General features: G+C 58.9%; 24 protein-coding genes, 2 tRNA genes and 4 pseudogenes. 11 read left to right on the plus strand and 19 right to left on the minus strand.

From position 1 onward, the window contains the following. The 6 genes from PSPTO_RS15295 to xerC all read right to left on the minus strand — a co-directional run bounded on the left by PSPTO_RS15295 (position 1) and on the right by xerC (position 6,726). Entirely contained in the window at positions 1 to 1,323 is a 1,323-nt protein-coding gene (locus tag PSPTO_RS15295) for a lysine N(6)-hydroxylase/L-ornithine N(5)-oxygenase family protein (protein ID WP_011104299.1), read from the minus strand. A 54-nt stretch (positions 1,324 to 1,377) separates the two neighbouring features. Further along, on the minus strand, positions 1,378 to 2,331 hold the full coding sequence (locus PSPTO_RS15300) for an ABC transporter substrate-binding protein (RefSeq protein WP_011104300.1): 954 nt from the start codon (positions 2,329 to 2,331) through the stop codon (positions 1,378 to 1,380). Positions 2,332 to 2,348: 17 nt separating this feature from the next. Next, positions 2,349 to 3,512, minus strand: coding sequence for an NAD(P)/FAD-dependent oxidoreductase (locus tag PSPTO_RS15305; RefSeq protein WP_046463517.1), 1,164 nt, complete (start codon positions 3,510 to 3,512; stop codon positions 2,349 to 2,351). A 14-nt stretch (positions 3,513 to 3,526) separates the two neighbouring features. Beyond that, positions 3,527 to 5,026, minus strand: a complete 1,500-nt coding sequence (locus PSPTO_RS15310; protein ID WP_046463516.1) for a methionine--tRNA ligase — start codon at positions 5,024 to 5,026, stop codon at positions 3,527 to 3,529. Then, a complete protein-coding gene (locus tag PSPTO_RS15315; protein WP_005764558.1) occupies positions 5,019 to 5,411 on the minus strand; it encodes a cupin domain-containing protein in 393 nt (130 codons plus the stop codon). The genes PSPTO_RS15310 and PSPTO_RS15315 overlap by 8 nt, the downstream gene beginning before the upstream one ends. 349 nt (positions 5,412 to 5,760) lie before the next feature. Further along, on the minus strand, positions 5,761 to 6,726 hold the full coding sequence (gene xerC, locus PSPTO_RS15320) for a site-specific integrase (RefSeq protein ID WP_003376717.1): 966 nt from the start codon (positions 6,724 to 6,726) through the stop codon (positions 5,761 to 5,763). A 228-nt stretch (positions 6,727 to 6,954) separates the two neighbouring features. Here xerC and PSPTO_RS15325 point away from each other — a divergent pair, with 228 nt between their 5' ends. Next, the gene (locus tag PSPTO_RS15325; protein ID WP_011104303.1) at positions 6,955 to 7,398 is read left to right on the plus strand and encodes an antitoxin Xre/MbcA/ParS toxin-binding domain-containing protein; all 444 of its coding nucleotides are present in this window, start codon (positions 6,955 to 6,957) and stop codon (positions 7,396 to 7,398) included. 25 nt (positions 7,399 to 7,423) lie between these two features. On the opposite strand, the gene PSPTO_RS15330 is transcribed toward PSPTO_RS15325, so the two are convergent. Both PSPTO_RS15330 and PSPTO_RS15335 read right to left on the minus strand, forming a co-directional pair. After that, positions 7,424 to 8,407: an MDR family oxidoreductase gene (locus PSPTO_RS15330; protein WP_011104304.1), complete on the minus strand. Its 984-nt coding sequence runs from the start codon at positions 8,405 to 8,407 to the stop codon at positions 7,424 to 7,426. 62 nt (positions 8,408 to 8,469) lie between these two features. After that, on the minus strand, positions 8,470 to 8,958 hold the full coding sequence (locus tag PSPTO_RS15335; RefSeq protein ID WP_011104305.1) for a TetR family transcriptional regulator C-terminal domain-containing protein: 489 nt from the start codon (positions 8,956 to 8,958) through the stop codon (positions 8,470 to 8,472). 54 nt (positions 8,959 to 9,012) lie between these two features. Between PSPTO_RS15335 and tnpB the strand changes: the two genes are divergently transcribed. Both tnpB and PSPTO_RS15345 read left to right on the plus strand, forming a co-directional pair. Continuing rightward, the gene (gene tnpB / locus PSPTO_RS15340) at positions 9,013 to 9,372 is read left to right on the plus strand and encodes an IS66 family insertion sequence element accessory protein TnpB (RefSeq protein ID WP_003409203.1); all 360 of its coding nucleotides are present in this window, start codon (positions 9,013 to 9,015) and stop codon (positions 9,370 to 9,372) included. 17 nt (positions 9,373 to 9,389) lie between these two features. Then, positions 9,390 to 10,943 (plus strand): IS66-like element ISPsy5 family transposase, encoded by a 1,554-nt coding sequence (locus tag PSPTO_RS15345; protein ID WP_003409202.1) that lies wholly within the window; start codon positions 9,390 to 9,392, stop codon positions 10,941 to 10,943. 46 nt (positions 10,944 to 10,989) lie between these two features. On the opposite strand, the pseudogene PSPTO_RS15350 reads toward PSPTO_RS15345, so the two are convergent. Next, positions 10,990 to 11,172: pseudogene (locus PSPTO_RS15350) on the minus strand (TetR/AcrR family transcriptional regulator); the annotation flags it as partial. A gap of 137 nt (positions 11,173 to 11,309) precedes the next feature. On the opposite strand from PSPTO_RS15350, the gene PSPTO_RS15355 reads away from it, so the two are divergent. From PSPTO_RS15355 to PSPTO_RS15380, 6 genes are all read left to right on the plus strand, one after another. Next, complete coding sequence (locus PSPTO_RS15355) at positions 11,310 to 12,389, plus strand: NAD(P)H-dependent flavin oxidoreductase (protein ID WP_011104306.1); 1,080 nt, start codon at positions 11,310 to 11,312, stop codon at positions 12,387 to 12,389. 101 nt (positions 12,390 to 12,490) lie between these two features. Continuing rightward, on the plus strand, positions 12,491 to 13,258 hold the full coding sequence (gene modA / locus PSPTO_RS15360) for a molybdate ABC transporter substrate-binding protein (protein ID WP_046463409.1): 768 nt from the start codon (positions 12,491 to 12,493) through the stop codon (positions 13,256 to 13,258). Further along, the gene (modB, locus tag PSPTO_RS15365) at positions 13,259 to 13,939 is read left to right on the plus strand and encodes a molybdate ABC transporter permease subunit (RefSeq protein WP_005739341.1); all 681 of its coding nucleotides are present in this window, start codon (positions 13,259 to 13,261) and stop codon (positions 13,937 to 13,939) included. A 3-nt stretch (positions 13,940 to 13,942) separates the two neighbouring features. Next, entirely contained in the window at positions 13,943 to 15,031 is a 1,089-nt protein-coding gene (gene modC / locus PSPTO_RS15370; protein WP_011104308.1) for a molybdenum ABC transporter ATP-binding protein, read from the plus strand. A gap of 88 nt (positions 15,032 to 15,119) precedes the next feature. Then, complete coding sequence (locus PSPTO_RS15375; RefSeq protein WP_007247147.1) at positions 15,120 to 16,175, plus strand: DNA topoisomerase IB; 1,056 nt, start codon at positions 15,120 to 15,122, stop codon at positions 16,173 to 16,175. Positions 16,176 to 16,342: 167 nt separating this feature from the next. Beyond that, a tRNA-Leu gene (locus PSPTO_RS15380) sits at positions 16,343 to 16,428 on the plus strand. Positions 16,429 to 16,731: 303 nt separating this feature from the next. Here PSPTO_RS15380 and PSPTO_RS15385 read toward each other — a convergent pair. The 9 genes and pseudogenes from PSPTO_RS15385 to PSPTO_RS15425 all read right to left on the minus strand — a co-directional run. Then, positions 16,732 to 17,367 (minus strand): DUF2625 domain-containing protein, encoded by a 636-nt coding sequence (locus PSPTO_RS15385; RefSeq protein WP_011104309.1) that lies wholly within the window; start codon positions 17,365 to 17,367, stop codon positions 16,732 to 16,734. Between the two features lie 396 nt (positions 17,368 to 17,763). Next, the gene (locus PSPTO_RS15390) at positions 17,764 to 17,952 is read right to left on the minus strand and encodes a hypothetical protein (RefSeq protein ID WP_005764582.1); all 189 of its coding nucleotides are present in this window, start codon (positions 17,950 to 17,952) and stop codon (positions 17,764 to 17,766) included. Between the two features lie 362 nt (positions 17,953 to 18,314). After that, on the minus strand, positions 18,315 to 19,088 hold the full coding sequence (locus PSPTO_RS15395) for a lytic polysaccharide monooxygenase auxiliary activity family 9 protein (RefSeq protein ID WP_046463410.1): 774 nt from the start codon (positions 19,086 to 19,088) through the stop codon (positions 18,315 to 18,317). A 142-nt stretch (positions 19,089 to 19,230) separates the two neighbouring features. Continuing rightward, a complete protein-coding gene (locus tag PSPTO_RS15400) occupies positions 19,231 to 19,617 on the minus strand; it encodes a VOC family protein (RefSeq protein ID WP_011104311.1) in 387 nt (128 codons plus the stop codon). Between the two features lies 1 nt (position 19,618). Next, entirely contained in the window at positions 19,619 to 20,632 is a 1,014-nt protein-coding gene (locus PSPTO_RS15405) for an isopenicillin N synthase family dioxygenase (protein ID WP_011104312.1), read from the minus strand. A gap of 225 nt (positions 20,633 to 20,857) precedes the next feature. Further along, positions 20,858 to 21,496, minus strand: coding sequence for an isochorismatase family cysteine hydrolase (locus PSPTO_RS15410; protein WP_005764591.1), 639 nt, complete (start codon positions 21,494 to 21,496; stop codon positions 20,858 to 20,860). Positions 21,497 to 21,696: 200 nt separating this feature from the next. Continuing rightward, positions 21,697 to 21,770: transfer RNA gene (locus PSPTO_RS15415), tRNA-Cys, on the minus strand. A 202-nt stretch (positions 21,771 to 21,972) separates the two neighbouring features. Beyond that, complete coding sequence (locus PSPTO_RS15420; protein ID WP_011104314.1) at positions 21,973 to 23,703, minus strand: tannase/feruloyl esterase family alpha/beta hydrolase; 1,731 nt, start codon at positions 23,701 to 23,703, stop codon at positions 21,973 to 21,975. A gap of 156 nt (positions 23,704 to 23,859) precedes the next feature. Next, positions 23,860 to 24,129 (minus strand): annotated as a pseudogene (locus tag PSPTO_RS15425) (hypothetical protein); the annotation flags it as partial. Between PSPTO_RS15425 and PSPTO_RS15430 the strand changes: the two are divergent. Together PSPTO_RS15430 and PSPTO_RS15435 are read left to right on the plus strand one after the other, a co-directional pair. After that, positions 24,128 to 24,259, plus strand: a pseudogene (locus tag PSPTO_RS15430) (histidine kinase dimerization/phospho-acceptor domain-containing protein); the annotation flags it as partial. The pseudogenes PSPTO_RS15425 and PSPTO_RS15430 sit on opposite strands and share 2 nt — an antisense overlap. Positions 24,260 to 24,283: 24 nt before the next feature. Next, positions 24,284 to 24,355, plus strand: a pseudogene (locus PSPTO_RS15435) (two-component system response regulator BaeR); the annotation flags it as partial. Positions 24,356 to 24,362: 7 nt separating this feature from the next. Here PSPTO_RS15435 and PSPTO_RS15440 read toward each other — a convergent pair. Further along, positions 24,363 to 25,763, minus strand: a complete 1,401-nt coding sequence (locus PSPTO_RS15440) for an LLM class flavin-dependent oxidoreductase (RefSeq protein WP_011104315.1) — start codon at positions 25,761 to 25,763, stop codon at positions 24,363 to 24,365. Between the last annotated feature and the right edge of the window lie 4 nt (positions 25,764 to 25,767).

Raw genomic sequence — 25,767 nt, forward strand, 5'->3', positions numbered from 1 at the left:
TCACGTCCACTGTGCCAGCAACGGTGCGTCGGTCGCAGGCTCAACAGCCCGCTCAAGAGCACTGGCAATCCGCCCGGCACGCAGCGCCATCAGCGAAAACGACTGGCTGTCGCTGATACCGTGGCTGCGCTCGGAAAGACCGTTGACCCAGATATTCACGTCGCACGCGCCTTGAGTTGCAACCCGGTAATCGCGGTCGATCAGCAGCCCGCCATCCACGTCGGCTGCCAGCCAGGGCTGCAACCCGCTCAGCAGCGGCGGGATCAGGTACTGCTGGTAGCCGGTGCCAAGCACCACGGCATCGACTTCCAGCACCCGAGTGCGTTGGCTGAAGGTGTCGGTGAGCTCGACGCGGTAACCGTCGGCAGTGTGTTCGATGGCGCTGATCACGCTGTAGGCATAGGTGTGCAAGCGCGTGCGACCGGCGATGGAGTCCTCGTAGATCAGTGAAAACAGCTTCTGCCTTTCATCCGGGTCAATGCCGGCGTAATTGGTCGAGCGGCTCCAGTCGAGAAAACGCTGGCGCGCTGCGGGGTTCAGGCTGTGGAAGTAATCGACGTGATCGGGGGCAAATACCCGGTTGGGAAACTGGCCCAGTTGGGTGAGTTTGAAACCGGCGCAACGGTGCACTGAGTGCACCTCGATGGCCGGGTCGCGGCTGACCAGTTCCAGCACCGATTCGCTGGCGCTCTGCCCCGAGCCCAGCACCAGCCAGCGCTTGGGCAGTTGCTTGCCAAAGGCTTGCAGACGGGTCAGAAACCGGGACGTGTGAAACAGCGTCGGGCCGAGCAGCGCCTCAAACGCTTGCGGGATGCGTGGCGCGCTGCCACTGGACAGCACCAGATTGCGCGTAGCGAAGCTGCCTTGCGGCGTGCGCACGCGTACTTCCTGCAGTCGGCCATTGCGGATCACCGGATCGATCTCGGTGACCGGCGTATCGAAGCGGGTGTGACCATCGACTTGCCGGGAGACCCAGCCCAGGTAATCCGACCATTCGTGGCGACTGGCCGGACGGCCCAGCAAGCCGAAATCAAACATCCGCCCCTGATCCTTGAGGTACATGGCGAAAGAGAAGCGGCTGCGCGGGTTGCGCGGCGTCACCAGGTCGCGAAACACATGATGATTGATGTCGGTCCCGGCCAGCAGCAGCTCGCGATGCCATTGGGTGTCCGGCGCAGCTTCCAGATAACCGATTGAAAGATCGCCCAGAGGCTGACTGGCCTCCCGTGCATCTTCAAAGGCGCAGGCCAGCGCAATGCCGGCCGGGCCGAAACCGATACATATGGCGTCAGAATGCAAAGAATGTGGTGTCGAGTTACCCATGAAGTTCCTGTCCTTAGAGTTGGCGTAAAGCACTGTTCTTGGTGTGTGCGGTCATCAGATCGCGGGACATAACCCGGCAGGGCCGAGGTTCCAGAGGCGCGTCAACGCGCTTCGGCATTCGCCCTGATCGAAGCTGACGACACCCAGTGGCGTGTTGAAAATGGTGCGACGCAATTGGTCCGGCAGTGGCTCGGCGTACCCGTTGCCATTGCCCAGTTCGGCCAGCACGTAAAGCATCAGCAGGCTTTCGCGGAAATAGATGTGTGGCTCGGCAGCGAACAGCGCCCGGTGCAGCGCGCTGGCCTGACACATCTGTGCCGTGCTGTCGGGTCCGCCGAAACCGATAACGAAGGTAGTGCGCTCATGTTTCGAAGCGACGCCCAGATACGGCGACGCTGCGTCGTCCGTCAGCACCAGCGGTCGAGTGCTGCCCGCCAGCCGACGCGCCTGCCAATGCTCGCGACTGGTCTTGAGACGCCCGGCAAACACCTCCACGTCGGCGCACTCGCGTTCGTTGACCCGCTGCAGACCGGCGCGGGCCAGTACTGCGCCGATGGCAACAGCCAGCGACTGCCCATGTGCGCTGTTATCGGCCTGCACGTGTACGCGCGGCCACTGACGAGACGCCAGCCAACTGACCAGATCGCCCGCCAGTTGCCGGTCCGAGGGGCAGAACCGAAACACGTTGGGGTGCTCCAGCGTCAGCCGGTCAATCGTTGCCGCAGGCGTCAGCAGTGCGATACCGGCCTGCTGATACAGCGGCGCGGCACTGATCGCGGCGTCCGAAGAAAAATGGCCAACAACCACATCGGCTTGCCAGTCGATCATTTGTTGCGCCGCCTCAGCGCCGCGAGCCGCATTGGCTCCGTCATCGAGAAAGTGCCACTGCACCCGCGCAAGGGCCGGAATGCAATTGCGCGCCACTGCCAGCGCCCGCATGAACGTCCGTGCATGCGGTGTGTCAGCGGGATTGAACAGCGCGCTGACGCCTACCCGCAACGCAGGCATACACGACGCGCCCGGCATCATGGCTGCCCCCCCGCCAGAACGACGTTCGGCATTGATCGGCGCGGCGAAAAGGCAGACCAGCCCGGGCATGACCGATCTGTTTGCGCCAGGTGCGCGCGCAGTTGCTCGACCGCAATCTGAGCGATGCCGGGAGCAAACTTGAAACCCAGCCCCGACATGCCTGCGGCCAGATAAACCGGACTCTGCTCGGCGCAGAAACCCAACAGCGGGCGACCATCGGCGCTGTAGCTGTCGAAACCCGGCAGCACGTCCAGTACACGAGCATTGCCTGCCAAGCCGCACAGTTGATTGATACGCGTGCAGGCATCCTCGGCATGCCGCGCATCAGGCCTGGCCAACTCCTCAAGCCACAGACCGCTGTCGCGCAGGCCACAGCCGGTCTGCACGATCGTGCGGGTCAGCGGGATGGCGTAGCTCTGGGTGACGGCATCGATCACCGGCAGGCCCCAGTCGCTTTCAGTCACTACCCGAGCGAGAGGAATCGAACGCGCTTCCAGCCCTGCCTGCAACAAAGAGTGCCGCAACGGTAGCGGCAACAGATGCTGACTCCAGCCACCTGCGGCCACCACCACTGCCCGGCAACGCAGCGTCGCATCGCCCATTTCGATGTGGACAAGGTCAGGCGCCCGGCACTCGATGGCCTTGATCTCACGATGTTCCAACAGCAAGCCTTGCCGGCGGACCACCTGACACAGCGCAGCAACGGCCTGGCGCACGTTGCCGACGCAGGCGTGGGCCTCGAACAGGTTGATCCGCTCGGCTGCCGCACACTGCCGATAGCGCTCGCCGTCGAGTTCATGGCCTGCCAGCAGACGCATCGGGTAACGCGCGTTGCCGTACTGTTCGATGGCGCGGCACACCGTGCCCAACTGGTCGGCAGCGGCCCGATAGATCACCCCGGTGCGCGTTAAAGCGCGGGCATACGTGCCCGCGAAAATGCCGTCGTTGATCAACCCGATGGAATACGCCGCCAGTTCCATCAGCAGCGGATCGGTGTCGTAAAGACGCACCAGCCCGCCGGAGTACCCGCTCGCCCCCAGGCTGCCGGCCGCGCCTTTGTCGATCAAGACGACAGACACACCTGCGCTGCACAGCTTCGCCGCGATACTGGCGCCGGTGATCCCTGCGCCAACCACCGCTATCTCATAATCGATGAACATTGTGGTGCATCCGTTCAGATGGAGTATTCAGCGGCCGAGCCGTTCATGAGCGTGGCGTTGACCCGGGCTTCGGGCAGCCCGAATGCGGTGATGAGCTGCGCTGACCTATCCGGAATCAGCGCTTTGCCGGCCACCGCGATGAACGCCGCCAGGTGACTGACAGGGCGGCCCTCGGCCAAACGAGCGCGGGTGATGGCAATCGCATCCAGCAGAACACGAGCCAAGCCTTTCATGGAGAACTGCGCAGGCTCTGCGGCGCGGGTCCATTGCAGGCGCAAGGCTTCCAGCAAACCGGCATCCGTCCCGCAGACACCGCTCCATCCACTGTCGTCGCGACTTTTTGCGGCCTCCAGCAAGGCGGGGAAAAAGCCATTGAACAGCTCTTCCCGCCATTCAAAGAAATGCGTCATTCGAAAATCGCCCTCGCTGTCCTCAGGCGCAATGCTCGCCAGGTACAGGCGCGCGCTGTCGGCGCAGGCCTGACGGGCCAGATCGCCAACCCAAATCGCATGGTTGCGGCTGGTCGACAGATTCAGGCCATCAAGTTTGAGGAACTGATTGGGCACGAAGCGCTGGCGGACCTTGATGCCCTGCAGCACCGACAATTGCGCCGGGTAGACGATGGCGTGGCTGAACACGCAGTCAAAACCGAGAAAGTGCACCAGCGTGCCCTGCCCCGACTGCCAGTACTGACCAAACAGCTCGGGGCGGCCGATGCTGTCGGCGTACTCACGAAACGCAGCCATGTAGCCGGCCAGCCCCATGAACCAGGTATGCACCCGACACGCGCCGTCGGCTTGCAAGTCGAGCCCGCCGTCACCCGGGCGCGTCACGCCCCAGTCGTGCAGGTGCTCCAGCGTGTCGCGCAACCAGCTGTCGAGGGGCTTGCGCCACGCCTGACCGAGCAGGCGATTACCCAGTTGCGGCTTGAAATCAGCCAGTTTGAGAAACGCCCGATGCGCGGTTTTCCACTGCGACGGCTGCTGGCAGAGCTTGCAGTGCAAGCCGCTCATTAGTTCTGCGTCGGGGGCCTGGGCGCAGTTCTCGCACTGGCTGGCATCCGACTCCGCGCCACAATAGTTGCACTGGCCACGGGCAAACGCCTCGTAACCCCAGACAGCACAATCAGGGCAATAAGGCTCGCTGGAGTCGCGAAACTCGATCGCCCCGGCGTCGCGCAACGCCGTGAACACTTCGCCCACCGCTTCGGCGAACCAAGGGTTATTGTGCGGACGCATCCAGTTGTCGGGCTTGATATTGATCGCCGCCAGCGAGGCTTCGATGCGATCCGAGTTGCGATGGGCCAGCACCACCGGATCGACGCCCTGCTCCAGCCCCTTGCGCAACATGTAGGACTGGTAATCGTCGGAATAGGAGACCAGCACGCAGTCGTGACCGCGTTGGCGCTGCACACGGGTGAACACATCGGCGGCCAGAAACGGGCCGGCAATATGGCCGATGTGCAGGTCACCGTTGGGGGTCGGCGGCGTGATGGTCACGATGAACTTACTCATCGAGGCACCCCGTGGTTTCGCTGTGCTGCGCGACGAAGGCGTTGACGTGGTTCATGTCCCACCACACCACGTAGAAGTGGAAGTCCTCGGTGGAATCATTGATGACGTAGTGATCGGTGTGTTTCGGAATGGCGGCAATGTCGCCCACCGCAAAATCCATCTGTCTGTCACCCACCACCAGCCGCGCATTGCCCTTGATGGCAATGAAAATCTCTTGGTCGATCTGGGTGTGCGCCGTGCTGCTTGTGCCGGGGCGGACCACGCACCAGCCACCGGCGAACGGCATCGGATAACCTTCCCACGGCAGCAGACGGCTGCCGTCGAGCCCGTACTCATGTACAAGGGCGTCAAATGGGGTTTTACGGTGTATATCGAACTTTTCCATGATCAGTCCCGTACGTTTCAAGTGCGGTAAAGCATGAAATTGTTGCCGGATGTTGGCTATCCGATTGCCGGATAGCTCGGGGGTGAGTCATCGAATTTCTGGATGGCTGTGGCGCCAGGCGGTTCGCCGACCTATCTTTTTTGCCAATGACTGGTATCGATAACGCTGATAATTGAATCGAGGGCTGCGGTGTTACCTTCGTCGGCGATGAATCGAACATATCTCCCGGCCTCGCGAATCCGCGTCACGAGGTCAGTGAATGACTGCTCTGCTTCATCACTCCTTTGGTTAGATCTTTAAGCCATCTCACATTGCGTGCGGTGGCTTTTTTTTGCGTTTTCATAACCCTTTAAAGATCGAAGCCGTCCACCACATTACGGCGCTCGTTCTCACTGCGCATGTCGTAGCTGGCGGTGGTCGAGATATGCGTGTGATGGGCCAGTTTCTGGGCAATCGACAAATCGAACTCTTCGATTACCCGGGTGATAAACGAACGGCGGAAATCGTGCGGCATGATGTCCACGCCAACCTGCCGCCCGCGCTGCTTGGCGATGAAGTAAATGGCGTGTTTGGTAATTCTGTCGCGGGTGATGTGGCTGCCGCGTCGAATACGGTTGAACAGAAACAGGTCATCGCCCTGCCCCGGCTGGAGGCACGAACGGCGCAGTTCCAGCCAGTCGTTCAACGCCTTGAACGCCCATTCGGGTGCGTATTTGATCAACTGCTTGTTGCCCTTGCCCATGACCCGCAGGCTGCGTTCGGCAAAATCAATCTGGGCCAGGTCCAGATTGACCGACTCGGATTTGCGCATTCCCGACCCGTACAGGATGGCGATGATTGCGGCATCACGCCGCCCTTGCGGCCTGGGGTCTGCTGCACAGGCTTCCATCAGTTCACGAATCAGCGTGCGGCGGATGTTGCGGCCCTTGGCCAGTCGCGTGCCGCTGACCGGTTTGATCGAGCGGATCTTCAACAATTGATCGTGGCTGATCAGGTCGTGCCGCCAGGCTTCGTTCATCACGCCGCGAATGGCATTCACGTACAACGAAGTGGTGTTGGGTGCGTAATCATCTTCGCGCAGCGTGGCCACCAGCGCAGTGACATGGCCGGGCTGCAATGTGTGCCAGGGGATGTCATGAATATCCACGTCAGCCATGCCCAGCCGGTCAGCCGCATCCTGTAGCACGTAGGTCATGGTCAGGCGGCTTGAAGGGGCAAGACGGTCGAGGTATAGCCGCAACGGCTTGTTGACGTCCGGCAACGAAGGCTGGCTGATGACGCGTGCAGTCTGGTCGGTGTGCGGGTCTTGCGGCATGTGCAGCGACGCCTTTTCGGGTGCAAGTGCGTGGAGAATAGCCCCTGCGCTCTTTGTTCGTGATTCGTGTCAGGCGGCTGACTTTAGCACGGGGGCTTTGGCCCGGCACTCTCCACTCGGCACGCGCTCAGCGCAACGGGCAATCCTCGGTAACACCTTGCCGCTTGAACGAAGCCCAGCCTGAGATAGCGTTGGGCGTCTTTCCCACACCGACAGTGAGCACGTACCTTGACCCTGGCGACCCAATCCATTGCACGTCGTAAAGCGGCTGCCGGTTTCTGGCTGTTGGCCCATCAGGTCAGCCAGCGCAGCGAAGCCGAGAGACTGGCGAACATCCGGGCTGGTTTTGCGCCCGGCTGGATACGCGCCGTACGCGACGCGCTCAGCCTTTGCCCGCAGCAAATGGAAGCGTTGTTTAACGCGTCGATGTCAACGCTGGAACGCCGCCAGCGTCAGCAGCAGCCGTTGAGTCTGGTGGCCTCGGAGCGTCTGGATCGCGTCGCGATGATTGCCAGTCACGCCATGCGCGTGTTTGAAACACCCGAGCGCGCTGGCAAATGGCTGATCACCCGCAATACGGCACTGGGTGGTCACACGCCGTTGCACTTATGCGACACCGGAATTGGCAGCGCTCAGGTGCAGCAGGCGCTTGAAGCCTGCGAGCGAGCCTGAACGGTAACAATAGTGACAAGCTGACTCAGCGTGCGGTGTCCACCACCACCCGACCGCGAACCTGACCTGCGATCAGTTGCGGGGCGATGTCGATCACCTCACTCAGGCCGACCTCCCGGCTGATCAGCGGCAGCAGCGACAGGTCCAGATCATTCGCAAGCCTGGACCAGGCTTCAAGCCGGTCAGCACGAGGGCGTGTCACGCTGTCGATGCCGGCCAGCGTGACGCCACGCAAAATGAAGGGCGCCACCGAGCCCGGAAACTCCATGCCCTGCGCCAGGCCACAGGCCGCCACCACGCCGCGATAACGAATCCCGGCGCACACATTGGCCAGGGTGTGGCTGCCCACCGAGTCAATCGCCGCCGCCCATTGCTCCCTGGCCAACGGCCGCCCCGGTTGCGACAAGGTTTGACGATCGATAATCTGCGCCGCGCCAAGCGTGTGCAGGTACTCGCTTTGCGCCACGCGCCCGGTTGAGGCGATCACCTGGTAACCCAGCCTGGAGAGAATTGCAATGGCAAAGCTGCCGACGCCGCCATTGGCGCCGGTCACCAGCACGTCGCCGTGTTCCGGCGTCACGCCGTGTTTTTCCAGAGCAATCACGCTGAGCATGGCCGTATAGCCTGCCGTGCCTATGGCCATTGCCTGCGCAGGCGTAAAGGCTTGCGGCAAGGGGATCAGCCATTCGCTTTTCAAACGAGCTTTTTGCGCCAGGCCGCCCCAATGGCCTTCGCCCACGCCCCAGCCATTGAGCAGCACCGTGTCGCCCGCCTTGAATTCAGGCGTATCGCTGGCTTGGACCGTACCCGCTAGGTCAATGCCCGGCACCATTGGAAAGCTGCGAACAATCGGGCTTTGACCGGTGATCGCCAGCGCGTCCTTATAGTTGAGCGTGCTGTGCGACACGTTTACCGTCACGTCACCTGGCGGCAATTGCGCTTCGTCGATATCGGTCAGCTTGACGTTGTAACCGGCTTCATTCTTGTCGATCAAAATGCCCTTGAACATGTGCGCCTCCAATTTAGACTGATCGTCTTTAAATGCCCCTGAGAAGAAGCGGGCCTGAGAAATCATTGCGGCAAGCCACGAAGATAGCCGGCAATAAAGGTGTTCAATGGATTGTCACTTTTGACCAGCCGCGCGCGAAGCACCGCTCCTTCCCAGCCGATCCAGAAAAAAGCCGCCAATTCGTTGCAGTCAGCGCGCCTGGACAATTCGCCACAGGCTTGTGCAGCGCTCAGGCAAGCGGCCAGTTTCGACTGCCAATCGAGGAAAATCTGTTCCAGCGTGCCGCGAAACCCTTCCGGCAACAGGCCGACTTCCTGACCCAGATTGCCGACCATGCACCCGCGCCGATAGTCGTGTCGGGCCATGCCGTGCTTGGCGCTCTGAACGAAACCGACCAGCCGTTCCAGTGGCGACAGCGCTTCGTCCAGCAGCCAGCGGTCCAGGCGTTGGGCGAAATAACGCGAATATTCTTCCAGCACTGCCCGGCCAAAGGCCTCTTTGCTGGGGAAGTAGTGATAGAACGTATCCGATCCACGAACCCCACATTTCAAGCCACTGGCTGACGCCTGATGCTGTGCTCCCGTTTTCTTTCAGGAGCCAGCACCATGATGCGACCCGACGCCAAAGTCGAGAAAGTCTACCTCTATCCCAAACCCGTGGATTTCAGAAAATCCATCGATGGCTTAGCTGCTTTGGTCGAGTTGGATATTAAAGTGGCGGTCTTTGATCCGGTGCTCTTTGTCTTTCTCAACAAATCCCGGAATCGAGTGAAGATTTTGTATTGGGAGCGTAACGGCTTCTGCCTTTGGCTCAAGCGTCTCGAGTCCGAGCGTTTCAAAATCTCGCCAGATGATGTCGACGAAGCCATTGTGCTGACGGTTCAGGAATTGAATTGGCTGCTGGATGGATTTGATCTGTGGCGCAACCGTCCTCATAAGATTTTGACTCCAAGGTTTGTTGCCTGACGGGTATAATCCAGGGCATGCGACCATTGCCCGACAACCTTCCTGACGATCCCGTATTGCTCAAACAGATGCTGCTTGAGAGCTACGAAGCACGCTCGCGCGAACAGGAAGTTAAAGACGCCTACGCCACTCACATCGTTGATCTCAAAGAGCAGATCAAGCTGCTGCGTGACCGTATTTTTGGTCGAAAGTCCGAACAAACCGTCGAGCCTAATACCCCTCAACTTGCCTTGTTCAATGAACCTGAAAGCGAGCCTATGCTCCCGGTCGGCGATGCTGATGAGGAAGTAGTTGCTCCTGCGCCACGCCGTGGCAAGCGCAAGCCACTGTCGGCTGATCTGCCGCGCATTGAAGTCATCCACGAGCTGCCCGAACACGAACTGACCTGTGCCTGCGGTTGCCGCAAGCATGTCGTCAGCGAGGAAACCAGCGAGCAACTGGATATCGTGCCGATGCAGATTCGGGTGATCAAACACATCCGCAAAGTCTACGGCTGTCGTGGCTGTGAGTCGGCACCGGTCACAGCCGGCAAGCCTGCGCAGTTGATTGAAAAGAGCATGGCCAGCCCCAGCGTGTTGGCCATGCTGCTGACCACCAAGTATGTCGACGGCTTGCCGCTGCATCGTTTTGAAACGGTGCTAAGCCGACATGGCATAGAAATCCCGCGTCAAACGTTGGCCCGCTGGATTATCCAGTGCGGCGAACATTTGCAGCCGCTGTTAAATCTGATGCGTGATCGATTGCTGGAAAGCCCGGTCATCCACTGTGACGAAACCCGCGTTCAGGTACTGAAAGAACCAGATCGAGACCCGACCAGCCAATCCTGGATGTGGGTACAGGCCAGCGGGCCTCCAGATCATAAAGTCGTATTGTTCGACTACACTTCCAGCCGCGCGCAGGACGTACCGTTACGGCTGCTGGAAAGTTATCGCGGCTATGTGATGACTGATGATTACGCGGGCTATAACGCGCTGGCGTTACAACCGGGCGTGGAGCGCTTGGCGTGTATGGCCCATGCGCGGCGCAAATTTGTCGAAGCACAAAAAGTGCAACCTAAGGGCAAGACCGGGCGTGCCGATATCGCGCTGACGATGATCAATAAGCTGTACGGTATCGAGCGCGAATTGAAAGACGGCAGCGACGAACAGCGCTTTACCGGTCGGCAGGAGAAAAGCCTGCCAATCTTGGCTCAGTTGAAAAGCTGGCTGGATAAAACTCAGTCCCACGTGACGCCGCAAAGCGTGCTGGGCAAGGCAGTTGGTTATCTGGCGAATAACTGGAGTCGGCTGAAGCGTTACGTGGAAGCCGGCTTTTTACCGATCGACAACAACCCGGCAGAGCGCGCAATAAAGCCGTTTGTTATTGGGCGCAAAGCCTGGCTGTTCAGCGACACGCCTAAAGGCGCCACCGCCAGTGCACAGATCTATAGCTTGGTCGAGACCGCCAAGGTCAACGGCCAGGAGCCCTATACGTGGCTGCGCCACGTACTGGAGAGGTTGCCACTTGCGCAGTCGGTGGCCGACTATGAGGCGTTGCTGCCGTGGAACTGCTCACCGGAAATGCCAAGATAAACGGAAGCCGCATCTGATGGTAGGTGTGGTTGGTGGATCGCTTACGATAGAACGACCCTTTGGGAATGCCGACTTCCTTGAGAATGTAATCCAGCCCGGTGGCCGAAAAGCTTTGCTCGGTCAGCACCTCCAGACCGCGACGTAGCAGTACCTCGCGGGTTTCGAGGTTGTCGCGGTCCACTTTCGGTGGCCGGCCGGGGCGTCTGGCTTTAATGGGTAATTGAGTCATGCGGGGATATTAGACCGATCGTTTCTTATGTCAACCAAGCTACGCGAGCCTGACCTTTTGTCGGCAATGCCGGTTGCCATTCACGGGCGTCTCACGCTCAATGACCACTACCTGATTACCTGGGAAACGGAGAACACATGAGCCAATGGCCTGATACTCGTATTCTTGAACTGTTCGACATCGAACTGCCTGTTCTGCAGGCGCCCATGGCTGGCGCCAGCAGTTCGCCGATGGCCATCGCTGTAGCAAAAGCAGGAGGCCTGGCGTCACTGCCCTGCGCCCTGCTGACGCTCGATCAAATCAACGAGCAAGTCACGGTTTTTCGACAGCACGCCGGAAGCGCCCCGCTCAATCTGAATTTTTTCTGCCACACACCCCCAGAATACAATGCTGATCGCGCTGAACGCTGGAAGCAGGCGCTCAAGCCTTATTACGAAGAGCTGGGGGCTGACTTCGATGCGCCGACGCCGGTCTCCAACCGAGCACCTTTCGACAGCGCCACCTGCGCACTGGTCGAGCGCCTGAAGCCTGAGGTGGTGAGTTTTCACTTCGGCCTGCCAGAGCAAGCATTACTGGAACGTGTCAGGGCCACCGGCGCGAAAATCATCTCTTCCGCAACCACGGTTGAAGAAGCCGTCTGGCTGGAGCAGCAGGGTTGCGATGCGGTGATTGCGATGGGCTATGAAGCGGGCGGCCATCGGGGGCTGTTTCTCAGTGATCAACTGCACACCCAGGTCGGCACCTTTGCGCTGGTGCCGCAGATCGCCGATGCCGTGAAGATCCCGGTCATTGCGGCGGGCGGCATCGCTGATGGGCGCGGGGTTGCAGCCGCGTTTGTGCTGGGCGCCTCGGCGGTTCAGGTCGGCACGGCCTATCTGTTCTGCCCGCAAGCCAGCGTCAGCGCACTGCATCGTCAGGCCTTGCTCGATGCCACAGACAGCCAGACGGCGCTGACCAACCTGTTCACCGGTCGTCCGGCGCGCGGCATCGTTAACCGGATCATGCGTGAAGCAGGCCCGATCAGCGCCCTCGCCCCGGCCTTTCCACTGGCAGGCGGCGCACTGATGCCATTGCGCGCTATCGCGGAAAAACAACACAGCAGCGACTTCACAAGTCTGTGGGCAGGCCAGGCGGTCGGCATCAAGCATCAACTGGATGCCACTGGGCTGACGCGGCAACTGGCTGAAAATGCGCTGAAAATTCTTTCGCCACTGTGAAACAACGCTTTCAGAAAAGCTGGCTATCGCTATATATTTAAATATATAGCGAAACGCCTTTATTCCGACGGCGTGCGTCTTCATCACTCAGGAGCTGTTTCATGCGAACGATCACGCTGCGCGCCGCCCTCAAGTTTTCTACACTGGCGCTGGCCATGTCCGGCGCCGCCTACGCCAGCGCTGATGAGGTGCAGGTCGCGGTTGCGGCCAACTTCACCGCGCCGATCCAGGCGATTGCCACCGATTTCGAGAAAGACACCGGGCACAAGCTGGTCGCAGCGTTTGGTGCTACCGGCCAGTTCTACACCCAGATCAAGAATGGCGCGCCGTTCGAGGTGTTCCTGTCGGCCGACGACACCACCCCGGCGAAGCTTGAGCAGGAAGGCGACACCGTGAAGGGCTCGCGCTTCACCTACGCCATCGGCACACTGGCGCTGTGGTCGGCCAAAGAAGGTTACGTCGACAGCAAGGGCGAGGTGCTCAAGGCCAATCAGTATCAGCACCTGTCGATCGCCAACCCAAAAGCTGCACCTTACGGCTTGGCGGCGACCCAGGTGCTGAGCAAGCTGGGCCTGACTGACACGACCAAGGCAAAGATCGTCGAAGGCCAGAGCATCACCCAGGCTTATCAATTTGTTTCCACCGGCAATGCGCAACTGGGCTTTGTCGCCCTGTCGCAGATTTACAAGGACGGCAAGCTGACCAGCGGCTCGGCGTGGATCGTACCCGACTCGTTGCATGACCCGATCAAGCAGGACGCCGTGATCCTCACCAAAGGCAAGGATAACGTCGCTGCCAAGGCGCTGGTCGAATACCTTAAAGGCCCAAAGGCCGCAGCGATCATCAAGTCTTTCGGGTACCAGCTGTAAATGCCGCTGGGGAGTGCCGATATTGCGGCGATCTGGCTGACGCTGAAGCTGGCGTCGCTGACCACCGTCATCCTGCTGATCATCGGCACGCCCATCGCGCTGTGGCTGGCGCGCACCGATTCGTGGCTCAAGGGGCCGATTGGCGCGGTCGTCGCCCTGCCCCTGGTGCTGCCACCGACCGTCATCGGTTTTTATCTGCTGCTACTGCTCGGGCCTAACGGCGCGGTGGGGCAACTGACCCAAAGCCTGGGGCTGGGCACGCTGACGTTCAGCTTTACCGGGCTGGTCATTGGCTCGGTGCTGTACTCTATGCCGTTCGTGGTGCAGCCGTTGCAGAATGCCTTTGCAGCCATCGGTAGTCGCCCGCTGGAAGTCGCCGCCACCTTGCGGGCAGGGCCTTGGGATACGTTCTTTCATGTGATTCTGCCGCTGGCAAAGCCCGGCTTTATCACCGGGGCAATTCTGGGCTTTGCTCACACGGTCGGCGAGTTCGGCGTGGTGCTGATGATCGGCGGCAACATTCCTGAAAAGACCCGCGTGGTGTCGGTGCAGATCTTCGATCACGTCGAGTCCATGGAGTACCTGCAAGCGCACTGGCTGGCCGGCGCGATGCTGGTGTTTTCCTTTCTGGTGCTGTTGGCGCTTTATTCCAGCGGCAAATCCAAAACGGGTTGGGGCTGATTCATGGTATCGCCGATAGAAGTCCGCCTGCAGATGACCTACCCGGAGTTTACGGTGAGTACCGACCTGGCGCTGCCCGGCGCGGGCATCACGGCACTGTTCGGCCCGTCCGGTTCGGGCAAGACCACCTGCCTGCGTTGCATCGCCGGGCTGGAAAAAGCCGAACAGGGTTTTATTCGTGTTCATGACGAAGTCTGGCAGGACAGCGAAAACGGAGTCTTTCTGGCCCCGCACAAGCGCGCAATCGGCTATGTCTTTCAGGAAGCCAGCCTGTTTGACCACTTGTCGGTGCGCGCCAACCTGGAATTCGGCCTGAAACGCATTCCGCGCCCGCAACGCCGCATCGAGTTGCAGCAGGCGACCGAGTTACTCGGCATCGATCACTTGCTGGAACGTCGCCCTGACAAGCTGTCCGGAGGTGAGCGCCAACGCGTCGGCATCGCACGGGCCTTGCTGACCAGCCCACGCCTGATGCTGCTCGATGAGCCGCTGGCGGCGCTGGACACTAAACGAAAGGGTGAAATCCTGCCCTATCTGGAGCGCCTGCACCGCGAGCTGGACATCCCCATGCTGTATGTCAGCCACGCTCAGGACGAGGTGGCGCGGCTGGCCGACCATCTGGTGTTGCTTGAGGCCGGCAAGGTGCTGGCCAGCGGCCCGATCCGCGAAACACTGGCGCGCCTGGACCTGCCGCTGGCCATGGGCGACGATGCAGGCGTGGTAATCGAAGGCACGGTCAGCGCCTACGACCGCCATTATCAACTGCTGACCGTCACCCTGCCGGGCAGCAACCTGTGCATGCGCGTCGCACACGCCGAACTGCAGATCGGCACCCTGCTCCGCGTCAAGGTTCAGGCCCGGGACGTCAGCCTGAACCTGCAGTCCGACGACCACAGCAGCATCCTAAACCGGCTGCCGGTCACGGTGCTGGAAGAAGCGCTTGCCGACAACCTCGCCCATGTGCTGGTTAAGCTCAATGCGGGCGGCACGCCTTTGCTGGCGCGTATCACCCGCTACTCCAGCGACCAGTTGAACCTGCACAGAGGCCAGACACTGTGGGCGCAGATCAAGGCGGTCGCGGTGCTGGCATAACACTCCAAAAAACCAGTCAGGCAACAAATAAACGGCACCTCAGGAAAATGCCGAGGTCAGTGTTTTTAACTGCCTCTGGAAATCAGCCATGCCTGACTCGACTGCCATCAGCCCGCCCGCCAGTGACCTGCATTACGTAGACGACACTCAACCGGGCCTGACCCGCAAGATACTGCGCGAAAAATTTGCCTACTTCGACACCCAGGGCAAGCGCATCAAGGACGAGTCGGAGATCAAGCGCATCAACGCACTGGCAGTTCCACCCGCCTACACCGATGTGTGGATCTGCGCCGACCCGATGGGTCATCTGCAGGCCACCGGGCGCGACGCTCGTGGTCGCAAACAGTATCGCTACCACCCGCGCTGGCGCGAGATTCGTGATCAGGACAAATATTCGCGCCTGATCGAGTTCGGCCACGCGCTGCCCAAGGTGCGCAAGCAGATCGAAGCGCAGCTCGCGCAGCCGGGCATGGGTCGGGAAAAGGTCATGGCGACGGTTATTTCACTGCTCGACGCGACACTGATCCGCATCGGTAACAGCCAGTACGCCAAGGAAAACCGCTCTTACGGCCTGACCACCCTGCGCAACAAGCATGTGGAGGTCAAAGGCGGTCAGATTCTCTTCGAGTTCCGCGGTAAAAGCGGCGTCGAACACAAGGTCAGCGTCAAAGACCGGCGCCTGGCCGGTGTCATCAAGCGCTGCATGGAACTGCCGGGGCAGAACCTGTTCCAGTATCTGGACGACGACGGCGTGCGCCATGCCGTGACCTCCTCCGACATCAACGCCTACCTGCAAAGCCTCACCGGCTCGGACTTCACCGCCAAGGACTACCGAACCTGGGCCGCCAGCGCACTCGCACTCGCCACCCTGCAAAAGCTGCATTGGGAGCCGGAAGCCGACGCCAAGCGGCACATCGTCGACATGGTAAAGGCCGTTTCCAAACAACTGGGCAATACCCCGGCCATCTGCCGCAAATGCTACATCCATCCAGCGGTGCTGGAAGGCTTCCTGCTCGGCAACCTGGCCAAACTTCCCCGCTCAAGGCAGCGCAAAGGCTTGCGCCTGGAAGAAGTCGCGCTGGCCAGTTACCTGCGAATTCTTGCCGACAAGGTCGAAGCCGTGGTGAAAGAAAGCAAAGCGTGAGCCGTCTGAACCCGCCGAGCCAGCGTGAGCTGCGGCAACATTTCGTAGCCTCATGATTTGCCAAGCATTTCTGACAGGCAGGAAAGCGGCACCTTGTGCCATTTGAGTCGTTTTCACGCTTGCTTCATGGGGGCCGGGTGTATATATTCCCTGCTCTTGGCGCTACCGCCCCGATGGCGAAATTGGTAGACGCAAGGGACTTAAAATCCCTCGTCCTTTGGACGTGCCGGTTCGACCCCGGCTCGGGGCACCACTTATAGATCAAGGGCTTACGGGGCATATTGCCCGCTAGGCCCTTTTTTTGGGTCCGCAAAAACGTTCGTGGTCCGCAACTCTTGTTTCAATCCTCCTGCCACCTTAAGCCCACCGGCGACACCTCCAGATTTGAAGCACTCGACCACTGAATGCCCTCATATCAGCTGGGGTCACTCTGCGCACGTCAAATACGCCATCGACCTTGATCTCGAACAGACGCCAGTGGTGTAGAAGGGTCAACCACGCAATAAGCTTGATGACCGCAGCGCAGAATATTATTTGTCTAGTTGAATACGACAGTTTACTGACGAGACAGATCGACGTTCATTTCAAACTGCTCGATGACATCAATCATTGCCCGGCTGCTTCTCTCGATTGAGCCTTCCTGTGTCCAAAGATACGGAAAGAATGAGAAGCATTGGTCTGAGCCGAGCGCCTCCAAGTCGCTACGCCAGCCCTCCCATCGCAATCCGTCGTAGAAAAGAGCGATTCGGTCACTCAAGGCCCAGCTTAGAAAGTCCGTATAGCCAATTTCCAGCTGTTCCCACTTCAAAGTATCTGGCGCCCAGTAGTACATTTCTCCAACATCATCACCCAAGCCACCGCCATTGATAGCAAAAAACCCGCCGACGACATCGTCGGCGACAAGCAAGCAACCGTCTGCGCGACCTTCGTTCCAGTCAGCGAGATTTCGAGGCAATAGTGGATGCCCGGAACCCAAGACACGAAGCCAGCCGTGATCAATCAATAGCCCGCCCGTGTGGTAAGCAATGGTGCCCAGCGTTGATCTGGTTATCACTTGAAGACGAGTGAGAACTCTCGAGCTTTCGGCGGACGAAGGCAGTAATTGATGATTCACAGAGGCGTCTGCCAGCATTTCCTCAACCAGAGGTAATGCAGGTTCCCGATGATCTACAAGATCTTTCAATTCTTTCATTGCCGATCCATGAAAATAGTAAACGTAGTGTCAAGAGTGACTGAGGTCAGCCCTCACAGTGAAGCGAGGCGTGCGAGGCAATCCGATGCACATCCAAGGCGCCGACTTCCAAATAGACTGCGTAACCAGCGTCGCTCCAAGTCCCGCCCCACCCGCTACGCAAAGAGCAACCACATCACAATACACCTCGCCCGGCCTGGTCCAAACAGGTACAGGTCAATATCTGTTCGCCAGCGTGATCGCAGCCGTACAACTCGGGCCGCCAACCACCTGGAGCGATGGCGGCGTTACAAATGCGAGGGCACCAGCAAGCGTGAAAACGTTCAGGTTTGAAAGCGTCATTTCCACTTCCCTACCCACATGTCATGCGCGAGTGTGCAGGACCGGATCGACTGCTTACTTCTCCCTGAATATTCTTTTGCAGATTTGATCGACAACAAATGCCATCGCGATCATCCAGCTGACGAAAAATGCTGTCCGCGTGCCGTGATCTACTCCAGGTATCTCGAATCCCAGCCACGCACCTGCAAACATCAGAGGCATAAAAAAAACAAGGGCAAGGAATCGTTCTAAAAGCCTATTCACACTTGAAACTCCACGTAAAAAGCGTGAGTAAGTTTAAGCCTTTTCATGCTGCAGGAGCCCAAGACGCTGCCTTCTCGCTCTCGGAAATATGCAAGGCCACCCTTTCAATTGAAATGGATCGTAAAACCAAATCCATGAAGACGTTTCAGCAAAGTCTACCCGGGATAGCCTGTCAACGGGAGGCATGCAGATACTGAAGCACTCAGTAAAAGTGTTTTTTGATCAGCAGATGCCACTACCAAATAGCCCGGCACTGAGGCCGGGCCTTCTGATCACCCACTCCTTATCTGCGCAGGCCTAGCTGAATAAGCATCGGCAACGTCTCGCTGGACACTTGCGCCCTACCCATCACGCCCGTCGCCTCACTCTTCAGACTCGGGCATATCAAAATCAACATCAAACGCCTGATAAAATGCTTTATCGGTTTCGGCAACGATCCAGGCAAGAAGAATAACGTGATGCCCATGCTTGTCGTCAGGCAGTGTTGCTGATGTGATTTTTTTCGGGTGGAGTGCATCCCGATGTTTATCGAAAGGACTCAAGTCAAATATATCGCTCCACATCAGCCCATCGTGGGCGCCAAGTGTGAAGTGATTATCACCGACATAGTTCTTCCCCTCGAAGTCCGCTCGGGTGATGGGTGTCGTTTCATTCCAGCCGTCTTTCGTAATAAACCAACGGTAGCCGCGCGTAACATGCACGGCATGGTACTGCCATTCAACTGTAAATTCCGCTCCACGCGTTACACTCACGCGAGGCCACTTCTTAGCCTCACCCTCACCCTTGTTTTTTATTTCTTCAATAATTCCGTCATCAGTAAGGTTTACACATGCCCACCGGTCTTTTTGTCCTCCGCTCAATATAAGCCCGTCCGCTGGGGGATCAATAGGCGGCAGCTGCGGCGGTACTGGCGTGAGCGTTTTAGGTTCATCAACGCCAGGAAAGTCGTGTGCAAGACCCGCTTTCAGGTCGGGAAAGTTTTTGCCCCCTTCCATGGCGACCACTTCCCATTCCATTAACAGCCTTTTCTTCATGGCGTAGGAACCACGTGATGTAGGGTCGATCACCAAACCGTGCCTGGGTTGCACGCTAGCAGATTCACTCATGTCCATATCCTCAATTGTTGAATCAGGCATGCCTTGCCTGTTGCACAATTGAAGACCTGCTTTCAGGAACGAGATAGCTAGCAGTTCAGCCAGTAGATTTTCCGGTGAAAACCTGAAACGGGGGGCGCTTGCCAGCTGCCCTTCCCCCGCAGCTAATCTGCAGAGGCTGCACTTAAAGCATAAAGTTAATCCGGAATATATTGCCCTCAGGATCCAGCAAAACCGCCTGATACCAGTGGTAATACGTCAGATACGGCTCCTTGACCAATCTCGCCCCTAGCGCCACCGCCTGCGGCACCAGCCTGTCTACGTCGGATTGCTCCTCCACGTCGATATTTAGCAGAAACCGGCATCCGGTACTGTCAGTGAACTCATCCAGGCCCAGCAATTCGTAGGCATCGAGGGCATTGAAGCCGATGCAGGATTTGCCTGTGTCCAGCCCACGAAAAATCGGCGATCTGATCGCTTCTATTTCGCTGAAGCCGAACAATTTCGAGTAGAAACCACTCAAGGCGACGATGTCCTGGGCGAACACGTTGACGTATGAAAGTGTGCTCATGTCAGGCCACCTTGCTGCCGCCGAACGTCGTCTGTTTGACGAACTTGGCCAACAAGTGATCGCCCGAGGTGACTGGCGCATGGCGAGGCGTTGCGTCAGGCAACAGGCAACCGGGCAGACACTCGATCAAGGTGTCGTAGTTGGGCTGGTGGAAGAACACCAGCGATTGCCGACGGTTGTCCTGCTCGCTGGCCATGGGCGGGTTGACCACGCGGTGCAAAGTAGAAATCCACTGGTCGTTGGTCCATTGCATCATCAGATCGCCGATGTTGACCACGAAACCGTTCTCGACATAGGGCACATCGACCCACTCGCCCTGCTGATTGCGCACCTGCAAACCACCCAGCGCATTGTCGGGGCGCACGATGGTCAGGCTGCCGTAATCAGTGTGCGCACTGGCGCGCAATTGCCCTGCCTCGACTTCGGTCTTGATGTCCGGATAGCTGAGGCTGCGGAACATGCTGATATGGCGATCGATCCTGTCGTCGAAAAAGTACTCGTCCAGCTCCAGTGCCAATGCGAATAAGCGCATCAATGACTGGGCCAACTGGCTCATCGCGTCGAAATACGCTCGATAAGCCTCCTGAAATCCGGGCACACGCTCATCGGCCGGCCAGACGTTAGGCGCAAAGTGCGGGCCTGCCTCGGCGTTATGGTAATAGTCTTCATTCGGTACATCGCTCGGCCCGATGGAGAAGGACTCCTTGAGATCGCCCGGCGCACTTTCTTCGAGAGAATACGACAGGCTTTCCTCGGCCACTGCACTGTAACCACGCACCATTTCCGGACTGGGCCGGTCGACCTTGCGCTTTTCCGCGAGCGGCAGATCGAAGAACTGTCGGGTCAGGCGCGAGACTCGCTCAATCAATTCTGTGGGAATCTGGTGTTCGGTGATCACCAGAAACCCGATGTCCTTGCACGCCTGGTTGACTGCCTGCGCCACGGCTGCCTTGCCGTCCGGTTCTCCTGAAAAATAAGGGGCCAGGTTAATGATGGGCACATATTGCAGAGTCATACGGCTGATTCCTCTAACTGACACGACGCGCAAAAGTTTCACCGGCAAGGTGAAGGTCAGCGAGGCAAGAGCAGAAACTGTGCCACCGGGTAAATCTGCCAGATATACAGAGAGTTAGCCAAACCATGCGCTGTGATCAGATCAAGCGGTCTGAAACAGAGCGCATGGTTTAAATGCGTAAGCACCGGAAACGAGCCATAACTGCGCACATTCGCACCGCTACCGCTATGCGCCTTCGATACGTCGGATAACGTCCGCCGTGGTAGTGACCTCGCCAAACTCGTAGGCAATCGTTGTCAACGAGATACGCTGAACCTCTTCGGCCGAAACAGCGCCAAACCCTACATCCGGGTAATCCATCGCCGCGTTTGCGTCACTCAGCGCGATAACCTTGTATTCACGGTGCACGCCATCCCTGATGGTGGTTTCACAACACACATTGGTTACCGTCCCGCAAATAATGATTGTATCGACGTCTCTGGCGCGCAATACCGTGTCCAGGTCAGTATTGTGAAAGCCGCTGTAAAACAGCTTGTCGATGATCACATCGCCCGACTCGGGCGCAAGCGCATCAATGATTTCGACATCTGGGTCGTGGCGCGCAAGGATCTGGTCCACATTCGGATAAAGGTCGCGCATACGTCCGGTATCCGAACCATCGCCACGTACTGTATGGCGCAGATAGACCACCATCACCTGAGCGGCACGTGCGGCGCAAAGCAGCGTCTGGACAGGCCTGACGATGTCAGCCGTGCTTTTGACGTACAACGCGCCATGCGGCTCGCAGAAGACTTTTTGCATGTCGACGACGATGACTGCGGTTCTGCGCGGGTTGATTGGCCATTGCACAAGGGGCTTGCTCATCGGGTTTACCTCGGTTATGCCTGACAGGCTGGTTGGGCTTGCCAAGCAATAATCGTGCTGTTGGTGAACAGTGTGATTACCCGTGCTTCAAGAATACGACGCACTGCTGTTGCTATCCGGTTAGCCAGGTTTCGGAATCCCTCACTTTCCCGCGACCAATAAAAAACCCCGCAGACGTTAATCTGCGGGGCTTTGAATAGTGGAGGCCGAGGTCGGAATCGAACCGGCGTAGGCGGATTTGCAATCCGCTGCATAACCATTTTGCTACTCGGCCTCATACGTCGGATGCCTTACCGCAACATCAAACGTGGGTGAACTGCATGCGAAACCAGTATTTCCTTGGCTTCTAACCCATTGAATCTTAAGGGTTTTTTTCAATTCCGCGTTCAGGAATGGACGCAATTCTCTACTGGTTCGCAGGCCATGTCAAGAACAGGGTGAAAATAATTCACCGGGCCGGCCGCAGACGCTTGAGCCTAGCGCTCACGGGCTGCGTAAGGCTGGAAGAAACCAGAGCCCATCCATTGGGGAGTCTTTTCCGTGGTCAGGGGTTCGGCGCGCTGATAGCTGCTGGCGCTTTTCGAATAGCCTTTGTGGTCGTACTCGGCCATGTAGGGGTAAGGAAAGACCTTGCGCGTGCGGCCACGGTTGGCGACGTTGTCGGTGACCAGAAAGTCTGGCAGCGATTGTTGTGTCCGTGGCCGGCCTTTTGTGGTTTTGCCCGGTCTTGCCTGTCGGGCGACGATTGCGTCCGGTGCGTGGTTGCTCTCAACCCAGGCCATCATCGGGGTGAGCAAATCGATCACGCTGGGCCCTTCCCCGGCGCCGCAGTGATAAACGCCGGGCAGCATGTACAAGCTTTCAAACGCCTCGGTGCGTGCCTTGCCCAACTTCGCCTCCACGGCCTCGTGATATGCCAGGGTATTGAGCGGCGACACATTGGGATCGGCCCAGCCATGCCAGAGGATCAGTTTGCCGCCACGGCTGGCAAAGGGCGCAAGGTCAGGGTTGGTGGCGTCATACAGCGGATGTAGCGGGCGCAGTTTATCGAACGTGCTTTTGTCGAAGCGCAGCGTGCTCAGGTCGAACCCGGCTACGGGGTTGTTCTCGAACACCATGTTGCGAATGGCCTCTGATGCCGCCTTTTCGCTGTAGACGGTCTGCTCGGCAGTTATCGGCACGAACACACCTGCCCACCCCAGTTCCGAGCCTGGCTGCGGACCACCGACGGTCAGGCGCTCGCCGCTGTCGGGGTCTTTCGGCCCTTCGTAGAAACGTTTGACCACGGCCACTTCCTGCTGGGTGAGGCAGTTGGTGGTATCGACGGACGATGTGCACTGCACACTTGCCGGGTCGAAGTTGCAGAGGCGCGGGTCAGCGATCAGGCCGTCTATCTGCCCGTCCAGCACGTCGCACTTGGCCAGCACCGCCTTGTGCAGCAGCGGCAGCCTTGAAGCCAGCAGAATCGGTTTGCCGTCCGGGCCGATATTGGATCGGGCCATCCAGCCGTGATACAGGGTTTTCTGCACCTGAAAGTTGAGCGCCGGAGCGCCCGCGATGATGCCGTTGAAATCGTCCGGGTAGCGCTGGGCCGCGACCAGGGCTTCGCGTCCGCCATCGGAACAGCCCGAGAAGTAGGCGTATTCGGCGTGCTTGCCATAAAACGCGGCGATCAGTTTTTTCGACGCGACGGCGGTGAGGTGCACGCTGCGGTGGGCGAAGTCGGCGCGCTTCTGCGGGTCATCGCCGAACGTCACGTCCGACGCCTGATGGCCCATGTCGGTGGATGCCACGGCGAACGCGCCGGTGTTCAGCGGCTTGCAGCCCTCTGCAACGCGCACCGTCGTGTTGATGTTGCCACACAGCCCACCGCAACCGACTTGCAGGTAACGTTGCGCCCAGGTGCCGGTTGGCAATTCCAGCCGAAAACCGATCTGCGGTGCCAGCCGACCTTCAACCATACACACCGCTATGCCCTCACGCGTGGCTTCGCTGGCCGACAGCACCCGACTGCCCTGCCCGCCAATGTCGTTGAGGTTAACGCTTGCCAATGCAGCGCAGCCCATGACGGGTTTGACCACTGCAAGCCTGGCGAGCGCGTCAGTGGAATCCGCTGCCAGCGCTTTGGCCTGCACTGGCATTTGGAAAAAAACAGAACCGGCCAGCAGGGTCAGGACGCGCGCGTACCTCGGTAGGGTTGGTTTCATGAGAACTCCTGTTCATGAAGGATCAATGGCAGTGCTCCCACTCATCACTGCACTGCCGATAAAGGTAAAACGTTCAAGTGGTTGATTTCTTGAGAGACTAGTAGAAAAACCGCCAAGGGTTCCAGCCGCCGCCCATGACCTTATAGAGCGTGAACCTGCAACGGATTGCGCATCGGCAGCCGGTAACCGCGCGTCAGGAATGTCACTGCCCACCAGCAGGCGCGGGGCATTACGGTCCTGAAGCACCCGGCTTTGATACTGCGCCACATCACCCCGCGCCGATTCCACCGTGGTCTGTGCCTGAGCCACTTGCAGGCCGGACGAGCCGCCCAGCGCATGGCTGTTCAAACCCAACTGCGCGCGGTATTCGTGGTTGATCGATGAGCGCCCGGTCGTGGAGGTCGCGGCAGACGTGCGGGTGTGCGAGAAGATGCGCCGCGAGTTCATGGCCGACGTGTCCCATGAACTGCGCACGCCGCTGTCGGTGTTGCGTGGCGAACTGCAAGCCATCGAAGATGGCGTGCGCACGCTGGATCGGGCGTCGATGAAATCGCTGTAAAGCGAAGTCGGCATGCTCAGCAAACTGGAACAGGCCTGCCCTGGGCAAGACCCGATTCAGTCGCTTTATGGCGTAGGGTACAAACTGAAGCTGTGCGCCGTCAGGCACTCTCCGTCTGGCGATTGCGGTTCAGTGCCGCCAAATCGCGGAAAGCAGCCCCCGGATGCCCGGTTTCCAGCCGCGGCCCGTCGCCAAACAACTTTTCGCGCAAGGTGCCTTGGGCGTATTCGGTCTTGTAAACGCCGCGCTTCTGCAGCTCTGGCACCAACAAATCGACCGCATCAATGAAGGTTTCATGAGTCAGCGCGTAGGCCAGGTTGAAACCATCAACGTCAGTGTCCTCGACCCACTCTTGAAGCAGATCGGCCACTGTTTCCGGGCTGCCGACAAACAATGGCCCAAAACCGCCGATGCCGACCCAGTCAGCCAGTGCCTGCGGCGTCCATACAGTGTTGGGGTCTGCCGTGGAAAAGGTCTCGACCGCCGATTGAATGGCATTGGTATGCACATGCCGCAGCGGCTCGTCCGGTTTGAACTGACTGAAGTCGATGCCAGTCCAGCCGGAAATCAACGCCATGGCTCCCTCATAACTGACCCAGCTTTTGTATTCTTCAAACTTGGCCTTCGCCTTGGCGTCAGTCTCGCCAAGGATCACCGTCTGCAAATTGAGAATCAGCACTTTGGACGGGTCGCGACCCGCCTCGGCGGTGCGACGACGGATATCGGCAACGGTCTTTTTCAGCAGGACTTTGGAAGGTGCAGCCACGAAAACGCATTCGGCATGCTCGGCAGCAAACTGCTTGCCCCGGCTTGAAGCGCCCGCCTGATAGAGCACCGGCGTGCGTTGCGGTGAAGGCTCGCACAGGTGAATGCCGGGCACCTGAAAATGCTTGCCGACGTGACCGATCTCGTGGATCTTGCTTGGGTCGCTGAACACGCGGCGTTCCCGGTCACGCAGAATCGCGCCATCCTCCCAACTGCCTTCCCAGAGTTTGTAACAAACCTCCAGATACTCCTCGGCATAGTCATAGCGTGCATCGTGTTCGGTCAGGGTTTTCTGCCCCAGATTCTTCGCGCCACTTTCCAGGTACGACGTGACGATGTTCCAGCCGGCGCGGCCCTTGGTCAGGTGATCCAGCGTCGATAGACGTCGGGCAAATGGATAAGGGTGCTCGAACGACAACGACGCCGTCAGGCCAAAACCCAGGTGCTCGGTCACCAGCGCCATGGGCGGAATCAACTGCAACGGGTCATTGACGGGCACCTGCGTGGCTTGGCGAATTGCCGCCTCGCCATTGCCACGATAAACGTCGTAGATGCCCAGCACGTCGGCAATGAACAGACCATCGAACTTGCCGCGCTCCAGAATTTTTGCCAGATCGGTCCAGTATTCCAGGTCTTTATACTGCCACGAGCGGTCGCGGGGATGTGCCCACAGACCAGGCGACTGGTGGCCGACGCAATTCATGTCGAACGCATTGAGGCGTATTTGACGGGGCATTCGC

This window comes from Pseudomonas syringae pv. tomato str. DC3000, from assembly GCF_000007805.1.
GTDB lineage: Bacteria > Pseudomonadota > Gammaproteobacteria > Pseudomonadales > Pseudomonadaceae > Aquipseudomonas > Aquipseudomonas avellanae.